Genomic DNA, 9,062 nt, shown 5'->3' with positions numbered 1-9,062 from the left:
GAGGACCTCACCAGCGAGACGTTCCTGCGCGCCCTGCGCCGCATCTCCACCTTCACCGGGCAGGGCCCCTCCGTCACTCCTCGTCCTCCGTGAGCAGCGCTTCGAGGAGCGGACGCAGCCGGGTCGTGCGCTCCGGAGCCGTCCCCTCGGCCACCGCGCGGGGCAGCGCCTGCTCGACGCCGTGGACCACGGACAGATGCCGCTCGGCCCGCCCGAAGGCGGTGTAGACCCAGGGCCGGCTCAGGCCGCCGGCCGCGTCGCCGGGCAGCACCACCACCGCCGCCGGCCAGCGCGCTCCGGCCGCCTGGTGCGCGGTCAGCGCCCAGCCGTGCCGCAGCGCCGACTCGACCCGCTCCTTCGGCACGACGACCCGCGCGCCCGCGCAGTCCAGGTGCAGGCCCTCCGCGTCGGCCGAGACGACCGTGCCGGTGACCGTACGGCCCGGGGCGGGGGAGTGGGCCACGCGATCGCCCGGGTCGTAGCCGCCGAAGCGGCCGGGGCCCGGGTTGAGCCGCTGCTTCAGGGCCGCGTTCAGGGCGCGGGTGCCGGCGGAGCCGCCGTGCCCGACCGTGATCACCTGGGTCTGCTCGGCCGGCACGCCGATCGCCCGCGGGATCGAGTCCGCGACGAGCTGCACCGCGCGGTGCACCGCCTCGGCCGCGTCCCGGACCGGGACGATCACGACCTCCTTGCCGGGGGCGGCGACCTGGTTCAGCTCGCCGACGGCGATGCCGGAGACCAGCTCGCCGATCGGGCCCGGGTCGGGCGTGCGGGAGGCGATCTGCGGGGCGATCCGGGCCGCGAGCAGATCCGCGAAGACCCGGCCCGGGCCCGCCGCGCCCAGGACGTACGGATCGCCGCTGAGGACCAGTCGGCAGCCGTCCGGCAGCGCCTCGACGAGCGCGGCGGCCGTCTCGACGTCGAGCTGCGGCGCGTCGAGCACGACCAGCAGGTCCAGGGCGAGGGTGCCCTCCGCGTCCCGGCCGGGGCCCGCGGCACCCGACAGCAGCGCGGCCAGTGGCACGGCGCCGTCGCGGGCGGTGTGGGCGGCGAGCGCGACCCGCAGGCCCCGCTCGCGGGCGGCGGCGGCCAGCGCGGCCGGTTCGGCGCGGGCGGCCTCGCCGCCGGTGTGCAGCACGAGACCGTTCGCCCCGGCGGCGCGGGCCAGCTCGGGGCCGTCCCACTCGGCCGGCTCGACGGTACGGATCAGCCGGGCGAGACCGTCGGCGAGGCTCTCCTCGGCGAGCGCGTACCGCTCCAGGCCGAGCAGCACGGGCGCGGGCGTCTCGCCCCGGGCTCCCTGCTCCTCGACGTCCTGGTCCGCTTCCGCTTCCTCTTCCTGGTCCTCCTCCTGGAAGACCAGGACCGCCGCCTCGGACACGGCCAGGTCGACGGCCTTGTCGGGCTCGGGCACCGAGAGCCGGGCGAGTCCGTCGCGCACGGCCCCGATCTCCAGGGCCGTGTGGCCCTTCAGGGCCGCCTGCTCCAGGAGCCAGGCCGTGAGCGCCACGACCCGGCGCGGGTCGCCGGGACCGCACTCCGGGCCGAGCAGCGCCCGCGCGAAGCCGTCGGCCTGCTCGGCGCGCACCCCGGGCACCGCCAGGAGCTGCCACGGGTCGTCCTCCAGGGCGCGGGCCGCGCCCTCGCCCAGCACGGTCGCCACCTGCCCGGCCAGCGCTTCCGGAGCCCGGCCGCGCGCAAGCACCTGCCGGACGGCGCCCGTCGTCTCCTCGGTCACCACCGGCGCCGCGGGCACCGGCGGCCGCACGGTCCGCTCCTCCGGCGCGGGACGGGCCGCCGGAGCGGGCTCCGCCACGCGCGGCACGGCGACCGGCCTGGCGCCGCTCTCCACGGCCCGCACCGCCGCCAGCAGGTCCGCCGCCGTCCCGCTCAGCTTCCCCCCGGCCTCGACGGGGCCGCCCCGCTCGGCCTTCCGCTGCTCGATCCGCGCCCGGAACTCCCGCTGCGCGGCCAGCTCCGCCTGAGCCTCACTGAGCCCGGCGCCGCCGTCCGTGTCCGCCCCGGCCTCGGCACTCGACGTGCCGTCCGTGTCCCCGTCGTCCTGGTTGCCCGACGTGCCGTCGGCCGCCCGGCCCGGCTCCTCCTCGTCCGCCGAGGACTCGCCCTCGGAGCCCGCTGCCGCGCCGGCCGGGTCCACATCCGCCTGCTCGCCGCGCGACGCGTCGGCGGCCTTCGCGTCGGCGTCAGCCCGGCCTTCGCCTTCGGCCTCGCCGACGGGCGAGGAAGCGGCCTCGCGCTCCCCCGACGCGTCGCGCACCTCCCCGCCGTCCTCGGCACCCGACGCGACGTCGGCTGATGAGGCCGCGGCCTCGCCCGCTGCCGCGCCGGCCGCGTCCGCCCCGTCCCCGGCGCTCGCCGAGTCGGCCTCCGTCCGCGCCGTGCCCGGCTCCTCTCCGCCGCCCGCCGTCGCGTCGGCCGGGCTCTCGGGGTGGCCCGTGCGGCTCCCCTCCGCCTCCGCGGCGTCAGCCGCCTCCGCCTGGTCGGGCTCGGTCGGCGGTGTGGGGGTGGACGGGGAAGGCTCGGTCACAAGGTGCTCCAATCGTGATCCGGGTAGCGGTGCACGGGCGCCGACACATCGTCGAGGGCCCGGCAGATCTCGTCAGGAAGACTAAGGCTCTCCACCGACAACGCCGCCGCGAGCTGCTGCGCGTTGCGCGCGCCGATGATCGGGGCGGTGACGCCCGGGCGGTCGCGGACCCAGGCGAGGGCGACCTGGAGGGGCGTCGTCGCGAGCCCGTCGGCGGCCGTGCTGACGGCGTCGACGATGCGGCTCGCCGTGTCGTCGAGGTAGGGCTCGACGAAGGGGGCGAGGGCCTCCGAGCCGCCGCGCGAGCCGGTGGGAGTGCCGGCGCGGTACTTTCCGGTCAGGACGCCGCGCCCGAGCGGCGACGAGGGCAGCAGACCTATGCCGAGGTCCAGCGCGGCCGGCAGCACCTCGCGCTCGATGCCGCGCTGGAGCAGCGAGTACTCCATCTGAGTCCCGGCCAGCCGGGTCCGCTCCCCGCCCAGCTGCCAGGTGCCGGCCTTGGCGAGCTGCCAGCCGCAGAAGTCGGCGACGCCGACATAGCGGGCCCGGCCGGTGCTGACGGCGATGTCCAGGGCCTGGAGGGACTCCTCCAGGGGCGTGTACGGGTCGAAGGCGTGCAGCAGCCACAGGTCCACGTAGTCCGTGCCGAGCCGGGCCAGCGAGGCGTCGAGCGCGGCGAGCAGATGCCCGCGCGAGCCGTCGGTGCGCCGGTCCGGGTCGGGCACGTTGCCCGCCTTCGTCGAGATCACCAGGTCGCGGCGCGGCACCAGGCCGTCGAGGAGCCGCCCGAGCAGGTACTCCGCCTCGCCGCCCCCGTACACGTCCGCGGTGTCCACGAGCGTGCCGCCCGCGTCCCAGAACGTCTTCAACTGCTCGGCGGCGTCGTGCTCGTCGGTGTCCCGGCCCCAGGTGAGGGTGCCGAGCCCGAGCCGGGACACGCGCAGGCCGGTACGTCCGAGATGCCTCTGCTCCATGGCCGCGAGATTACTGGCCATGGCACCACCCGGAGAGACCCTGTGGACAACCTGTCCACAGGCGGGCTCCGGCCCCGCAGTCGGCCGGCTCCTGTCGCACGACCCGGCCGCGCGCTAGAGTCCCGCACACAGGGACGTTACCGATGGGTAAGGGGTACGTGGCATGCGGCTCGGCATCAACCTCGGCTACTGGGGCGCGGGCATGGACGGCGACAACCTCGCCGTCGCCCAGGAGGCGGACCGCCTCGGCTACGACGTCTGCTGGGCGGCGGAGGCGTACGGCTCCGACGCGCCCACCGTGCTCTCCTTCGTCGCCGCGAAGACCGAGCGCATCGACATCGGCTCGGCCATCATGCAGATCCCGGCCCGTCAGCCCGCGATGACGGCGATGACCGCCGCCACCCTCGACTCGCTCTCCGGCGGCCGCTTCCGGCTCGGCCTCGGCGTCTCGGGCCCGCAGGTCTCCGAGGGCTGGTACGGCGTCAAGTTCGACAAGCCGCTCGCCCGCACCCGCGAGTACGTGGAGATCGTCCGCAAGGCCATGACCCGCGAGCGCCTCAGCTACGCGGGCGAGCACTGGACGCTGCCGCTGCCGGACGGCCCGGGCAAGCCGATCAAGCTCACGGTCCACCCGACCCGCCCGCACATCCCGCTCTACATCGCCGCCATCGGCCCCAAGAACCTGGAGCAGACCGGCGAGATCGCCGACGGCGCCCTGCTGATCTTCCCGGCCGCCGAGCACCTGGAGGAGACCGCGCTGCGCCACCTGCGCGCGGGCCGCGAGAAGGCCGGGCTCACGATGGACGGCTTCGACGTCCACCCGACCCTGCCGCTCGCCCTCGGCGACGACGTCGACGCGCTGGCCGACATCTTCCGCCCGTACACCGCCCTCTACGTCGGCGGCATGGGCAGCCGCAAGCAGAACTTCTACAACCAGCTCGCCCAGCGCATGGGCTACGAGAAGGCCGCCGCCGAGATCCAGGACAAGTACCTGTCCGGTGACAAGCAGGGCGCCGCCGCGGCCGTCCCGCGCCGGCTCATCGACCAGACCACGCTGCTCGGCTCGGTCGACCGGATCGCCGACCGGATGAAGGCGTACGCCGCGGCCGGAGTGACCACCCTGACCCTCGCCCCGGCCGGTTTCACCCTGGACGAGCGCCTCGCGGCGCTGCGGGCGGGCGTCGAGGCGCTGGAGCGGGCCGGACTCGCGTAACGGTCCCCGGACAGGTCTGCGGCCGTGGTGGGGGCTCGGGGGTCTTCCCCGCCACGGCCGTCACGCAGCACAACGCGCGACCCGAGCCCCGGGTTACGCCCCCGCGCGTCCGTCTTTCGGCCCAGTGGCCGCCTCCCCGTGTTGCCCGCCCCGGCGCGGCGCACTTGACTCGTACCGCACGGGAGGTGGCAGCCATGCTCACGGCCAAGAGCCTGTTCCAGGAAATCATCGACAACGACGAGTCCTTCCAGCTGTTCTGCTCCATCGCCGCCAGCGGCGAGGCGCAGGGCGGTTGGGAGAACGGCCGGATCGCGGCGCTCGTCGCGCCCGGGATGCGCGAGCTCGCGCCCAAGATCGCGCGGCACGGCGCCGACGAGGAGAAGCACGGGCGGATCTTCAACGCGCTGCTCAAGAAGCGCGGTCTCGAACCCGTCCCGGTGCCGCCCGACACCGACTACACGATGCTCCTGGAGCGGCGCGGCATCGGCCTCGCCCACGACAAGCTCCGCCGCGAGGAGCCGCTGAGCGAGCGGGACGTCATCGTCTACCTCAGCCACAGCCGGGTCACCGAGCAGCGGGCCGCGGAGCAGATGAACATGCTGGTCAAGTACTTCGGGGACGACCCCGAGCTCGGCAAGGCCGTGCGCATGATCGACAACGACGAGGTCAACCACCTCGCCTACTGTCACGAGGAACTGCTCCGGCTCAACTACGCGGGCCACGGCCGGCTCATCCAGCGCACCCTGCGCGAGTCGGCCCTCGCCGAGATCCAGGTCTACCGGGACGTCAGCCTCGCCGTGATGAGCCACATGGGCCGCATCCTGAACTGGTCCCGGGCCAGGGCGGCCGCGCTGGCCGCGGGCGTCCACGCCGTGTACGCGTACGAGCGGGCCGCCGGCTGGCACAAGATGGTGGACCTCCGGATGCCCGAGCGCCGCGACGCCCTCGGAGGACCGGCCACCCCGGCCCACGCCTTCTGAGCCCGCCGGGTTCGCAGACCGCCAAGGCGGCGCGGGCTCACATCCAGCCGCGCCGCTTGAACAGCCGGTACAGGGCCGCCACGATCCCGGCCATCAGCACGATCACCGCCGGATAGGACCAGACCCAGCGCAGCTCCGGCATGTGCGCGAAGTTCATGCCGTAGATCCCCGCGACCATCGTGGGGACCGCGGCCATCGCCGCCCAGGCCGAGATCTTGCGCATGTCGTCGTTCTGCCGCACGCCCATCTGCGCCAGATGCGCCGACAGGACGTCCGAGAGCAGTCGGTCGAGCCCCTCCACCTGCTCGTTCGCGCGCAGCAGATGGTCCTGGACGTCCCGGAAGAACGGCACCGCGTGCTCGTGCACGAAGGGCACCGAGCCGGTCACGAGCCGCTCGACCGGACCGGCCAGCGGGCCGCTCGCCCGCCGGAACTCCAGGACCTGCCGCTTGGCCGTGTAGATCCGCTCCGCCGTCCGCGCCGGGTTGCCGCCGGACGGCGCGAAGACGTCCGCCTCCAGCTCCTCCAGGTCGACCTGGAGCTCCGCGGCCACGTCGATGTAGTGGTCCACCACGGCGTCGCTGATCGCGTAGAGCACCGAGGTCGGCCCGTGCCTCAGCACGTCGGGATCGGCCTCCAGGCGCTGCCGCACCGCCTTCAGCGGCGCGCCCACGCCGTGCCGCACGGTCACCACGAACGAGTCGCCTATGAAGACCATCAGCTCGCCCGAGGAGACCTTGTCGCTCTCCGGCTCGTACACCACCGGCTTGAGGACCACGAAGAGCGAGTCGTCGTAGACCTCCAGCTTCGGCCGCTGATGGGCCTTCAGGGCGTCCTCGACGGCCAGCGGATGCAGCGCGAACTCGTCGGAGACATGCTCGAACTCGGCCTCCGTCGGCTCGTGCAGACCCACCCACAGGAAGGCGTCGCCGGTCGCCCGCGCCTCCGCCAGCGCGTCCGACAGGTCGGCGGGCCCGTCCGTCCTGCGCCCGCTCCGATAGATGGCCGAATCCACGATCACGGGCCGTATTCTCCCCTGCCGGACGCGCCGGCGCACCCCTCGGCCCCCTGCCCCTCGCTTAGGCTGGCCGGCATGGCCACCCTGATCCTCGTCCGGCACGGACGTTCCACCGCCAACACCTCCGGAGTGCTCGCCGGGCGCACCCCAGGGGTGGCGCTCGACGAGCGCGGCGCCGCGCAGGCCGCCGCGCTGCCCGGGCGGCTCGCCGGCGTGCCGCTCGCCGCCGTCGTCACCAGCCCGATGCAGCGCTGCCGGGAGACCGTACGGCCGCTGCTCGACGCCCGCCCCGGGCTGCCGCTGCACGTCGAGGACCGGATCAGCGAGTGCGACTACGGCGACTGGTCGGGCCGCAAGCTCGCCGAGCTGACGGACGAGCCACTGATGCAGGTCGTCCAGGCGCACGCCTCCGCCGCCGCCTTCCCCGGCGGCGAGTCCATGCGCGCCATGCAGGCCAGGGCCGTGGACGCGGTGCGCGACTGGAACGCCCGGATCGAGGCCGAGCACGGCGAGGACGCCGTCTACGCGATGTGCTCGCACGGCGACATCATCAAGTCGCTCGTCGCCGACGCCCTCGGCCTGCACCTCGACCTCTTCCAGCGGATCCACGTCGACCCCTGCTCCGTCACCGCCATTCGCTACACCCGGCTGCGCCCCTTCCTGCTGCGCCTCGGCGACACCGGCGACCTCGGCTCGCTGGCGCTGCGCGAGGCCCCCGCCGACGACGGGGCGGCGGAGGTCGGTGGCGGTGCGGGCGCACCGTGATCCCCACGCGCAGTAGGGTGGACGCGCCGCTGTAGCCGCACGGCCACGCCGGTCCCGCCGGACGACCCGGCGGCCACACCACCGAGACCCAAGGGAGTCGGGAACGTGTCCCGTCAGGTGTTCCTCTACGACCCACCGGAGCGTTTCGTGGCCGGCACGGTCGGGCTGCCTGGCCGCCGTACGTTCTTCCTGCAGGCATCCGCGGCCGGCCGGGTCACCAGCGTCGCTCTGGAGAAGACCCAGGTCGCGGCCCTCGCCGAACGGATCGACGAGCTCCTCGACGAGGTTCTGCGCCGCACCGGCGGCAGCGCGCCCGTGCCCGCCGTCGCACCCCCGGACACCACCGACACCGCGCCGCTCGACGCCCCCGTCGAGGAGGAGTTCCGGGTCGGCACCATGGCCCTCGCCTGGGACGGCGAGGAGCAGCGCATGATCGTCGAGGCGCAGGCGCTCGTCGAGCTCGACGCGGACTCCGAGGAGGACCTCGCCGAGGCCGAGGAGCGGCTGCTCCAGGACGAGGAGAACGGCCCGCCGATGCTGCGCGTCCGGCTCACCGGCATCCAGGCCCGGGCCTTCGCCAAGCGCGCCCTCGACGTGGTCAACGCCGGCCGGCCGCCGTGCCCGCTGTGCAGCCTGCCGCTCGACCCCGAGGGCCACGTCTGCCCCCGCCAGAACGGATACCGTCGCGGCGCATGACCGGCAGTCGAACGACCGGCAAGGGGACCCCCGGCACCATAGAGCTGCTCGCCGAGGGCGAGCTGACCGTGCGCGGCCAGGTCCGCGAGGCGTCCAACGCGGTGCTCTACTGCTCCGTCGCGTACGAGGGCGAGGAGACGGCCTGCGTCTACAAGCCGGTCGCCGGGGAGCGCCCGCTGTGGGACTTCCCCGACGGCACCCTCGCCCAGCGCGAGGTCGCCGCCTACGAGCTGTCCGAGGCCACCGGCTGGGGCCTGGTCCCGCCGACGGTGCTGCGCGAGGGCCCGTACGGCGAGGGCATGGTCCAGCTGTGGGTCGAGGCCGACCCGGCGGCCGAGCTGCTCGCCCTCGTCGAGGACGAGGAGGCCGGGGAAGGCTGGAAGGCCGTGGGGCACGCCCAGGTCGCCGAGGACCGCACCGCGCTGCTCGTCCACGCCGACACCCCGCAGCTGCGCCGGATGGCCGTCCTCGACGCCGTCATCAACAACGGCGACCGCAAGGGCGGGCATCTGCTGCCGGCGCCGGACGGGCGCCTGTACGGGATCGACCACGGCGTCTCCTTCCACGTCGACGACAAGCTGCGCACCCTGCTGTGGGGCTGGGCGGGGGAGGAGCTGACCGAGGAGGCCGTCGCCGTCCTCGCCGCGCTGGACGAGCGCCTCGCGCCCGGCACCCGACTGGCCCAACGGCTCGCGGGCTTGCTGACCGCCGCCGAGGTGGACGCCCTGCGGGAGCGCGTCGCCGGTCTGCGCAGGACCGGGCGGCACCCCGTACCGTCCGGGCAGTGGCCCGCCATTCCCTGGCCGCCCGTGTGAACACGCGCCGCCCGGCGAATGTTTTCGGCCAATCCCTCCCGGCCGGTAAGACC

At 74.7% G+C, this 9,062-nt stretch carries 8 protein-coding genes; 5 read left to right on the top strand and 3 right to left on the bottom strand.

Going from position 1 to position 9,062, the window contains the following annotated elements:
- Positions 1 to 73: 73 nt before the first annotated feature.
- Both ACWEV0_RS12545 and ACWEV0_RS12540 read right to left on the bottom strand, forming a co-directional pair.
- Positions 74 to 2,548 carry a helix-hairpin-helix domain-containing protein gene (locus ACWEV0_RS12545; protein WP_453148929.1) on the bottom strand — a complete coding sequence of 825 codons (2,475 nt, stop codon included), beginning with the start codon at positions 2,546 to 2,548 and terminating at the stop codon, positions 74 to 76.
- Positions 2,545 to 3,522 carry an aldo/keto reductase gene (locus tag ACWEV0_RS12540; protein ID WP_453148928.1) on the bottom strand — a complete coding sequence of 326 codons (978 nt, stop codon included), beginning with the start codon at positions 3,520 to 3,522 and terminating at the stop codon, positions 2,545 to 2,547. The genes ACWEV0_RS12545 and ACWEV0_RS12540 overlap by 4 nt, the downstream gene beginning before the upstream one ends.
- Before the next feature lie 163 nt (positions 3,523 to 3,685).
- Between ACWEV0_RS12540 and ACWEV0_RS12535 the strand changes: the two genes are divergently transcribed.
- Positions 3,686 to 4,735, top strand: a complete 1,050-nt coding sequence (locus ACWEV0_RS12535; protein ID WP_453148926.1) for an LLM class F420-dependent oxidoreductase — start codon at positions 3,686 to 3,688, stop codon at positions 4,733 to 4,735.
- A gap of 194 nt (positions 4,736 to 4,929) precedes the next feature.
- A complete protein-coding gene (locus ACWEV0_RS12530; RefSeq protein ID WP_453148924.1) occupies positions 4,930 to 5,715 on the top strand; it encodes a ferritin-like domain-containing protein in 786 nt (261 codons plus the stop codon).
- 37 nt (positions 5,716 to 5,752) lie between these two features.
- Here the strand turns inward: ACWEV0_RS12530 and ACWEV0_RS12525 are convergent, their stop codons facing one another.
- Positions 5,753 to 6,745 (bottom strand): magnesium and cobalt transport protein CorA, encoded by a 993-nt coding sequence (locus tag ACWEV0_RS12525; protein WP_453148944.1) that lies wholly within the window; start codon positions 6,743 to 6,745, stop codon positions 5,753 to 5,755.
- A gap of 63 nt (positions 6,746 to 6,808) precedes the next feature.
- Here ACWEV0_RS12525 and ACWEV0_RS12520 point away from each other — a divergent pair, with 63 nt between their 5' ends.
- From ACWEV0_RS12520 to ACWEV0_RS12510, 3 genes are all read left to right on the top strand, one after another.
- On the top strand, positions 6,809 to 7,498 hold the full coding sequence (locus tag ACWEV0_RS12520; protein ID WP_453148922.1) for a histidine phosphatase family protein: 690 nt from the start codon (positions 6,809 to 6,811) through the stop codon (positions 7,496 to 7,498).
- A 105-nt stretch (positions 7,499 to 7,603) separates the two neighbouring features.
- Entirely contained in the window at positions 7,604 to 8,194 is a 591-nt protein-coding gene (locus tag ACWEV0_RS12515) for a DUF3090 domain-containing protein (protein ID WP_453148921.1), read from the top strand.
- Entirely contained in the window at positions 8,158 to 9,009 is an 852-nt protein-coding gene (locus ACWEV0_RS12510) for an SCO1664 family protein (RefSeq protein WP_453148943.1), read from the top strand. Before ACWEV0_RS12515 ends, ACWEV0_RS12510 begins: the two co-directional genes overlap by 37 nt.
- The last annotated feature ends 53 nt before the right edge of the window (positions 9,010 to 9,062 follow it).

Source organism: Streptomyces sp. NPDC003943 (assembly GCF_053605265.1).
The sequence above is the reverse complement of the archived record's forward strand: the minus strand, read 5'-3'. Positions and strand labels throughout refer to the sequence as shown.

What these genes read in the sequence shown, in the direction of transcription:
- ACWEV0_RS12540 (WP_453148928.1), bottom strand. Translation starts at nt 3,522, where the DNA reads ATGGAGCAGAGGCATCTCGGACGTACCGGCCTGCGCGTGTCCCGGCTC.
- ACWEV0_RS12535 (WP_453148926.1), top strand. Translation starts at nt 3,686, where the DNA reads ATGCGGCTCGGCATCAACCTCGGCTACTGGGGCGCGGGCATGGACGGC.
- ACWEV0_RS12530 (WP_453148924.1), top strand. Translation starts at nt 4,930, where the DNA reads ATGCTCACGGCCAAGAGCCTGTTCCAGGAAATCATCGACAACGACGAG.
- ACWEV0_RS12520 (WP_453148922.1), top strand. Translation starts at nt 6,809, where the DNA reads ATGGCCACCCTGATCCTCGTCCGGCACGGACGTTCCACCGCCAACACC.